Here is a 1,043-nt window from a genome sequence, read left to right on the forward strand (position 1 = left end):
AACTTGGTTGTCAGCATCAGGGGCTGTAACAACCGCCCCAATGGCGGTCTGATCAAATGTTGCTAAAGGACGGGAATTCTCACCAGCCTCTACAATGCGAATCCCATGATTAAATTCTGTTGCCATTTTGCTCTCCAAATCAATGAAGAGACTATAACAAGCATCACCATGCTCCATAAGCCTGACACTGTCAGTCAAAAAAAGCCCTTTCAAAGGGCTTTGAAAGAGCAATAAAAGGACTTAAAAATCATACAAGCTCGCTTATAGAACAGCTATCCATTTGACTTGCGCTATTTTTGGTTTTGTATTTAATCTTTCCATAACCTTATAAGAACAGCGCCATCAGCTCCAGCACCACTTGGATAAGAATCAGCATGAGCACCAGCCCCGCCGCCGCCAAAACCACGCCCTGCTTTTCCTGAACTATAGGAACCTTGTCCCGTTCCTCCAGATCCTCCTCTTGATGTATCACCCCCAGCATCACCGCCATTACCACTTATCTTGCCAGTAATTCCATTCGTTCCAGCACAACCATTTCCACCTTTAGCAAGTCCTGGATGTTCATCTGTTGCTAAACCAAAATTTCCTCCCATTCCTCCAGTACCACCACTTCCTGAATAGCAGCCAGTAACATAACCATTTCGTGAACTATAGTAACCGGCACTACCATAGTTTCCTCCTGTGGCGGTGATAAAATTCTTCCCAACAACTGTTGTTCCTCCAGAATTACCGTTTACACAGCTTTTTGCAATAGAAGCCCCTCCTTTACCAATCACGATATCCTCATGACCCTTTAAACTGGCTTTATAGCCATACCAGACTGAACAACCGGCACCACCACCACCTCCTCCTAATCCTGACAAATAGGCTCCGCCACCACTGCCGCCACCGCCCCAAGCTTGGATCTCAACTTTGGTTTTATCGGTGACCCAATCGGGCCATTGAATTTTCCCATCTTGCGTATACAGCAATTCAGCATCAGCAAGAGCCGGCCAATTTGTGATTTTATCGATCAAATCTTTTTTAAGACTCTTTATTTGTGC

The 1,043-nt window shown here is 45.3% G+C and carries 2 pseudogenes; both read right to left on the reverse strand.

Features of this window, described 5'->3' with window-relative positions:
• Positions 1-198, reverse strand: a pseudogene (locus ACFIQE_RS10745) (hypothetical protein); the annotation flags it as partial.
• 110 nt (positions 199-308) lie between these two features.
• Positions 309-1,043, reverse strand: a pseudogene (locus ACFIQE_RS10750) (hypothetical protein); the annotation flags it as partial.

This window comes from Bartonella sp. AA1HLJMS (assembly GCF_042197445.1).
Classification (GTDB): Bacteria; Pseudomonadota; Alphaproteobacteria; order Rhizobiales; family Rhizobiaceae; genus Bartonella.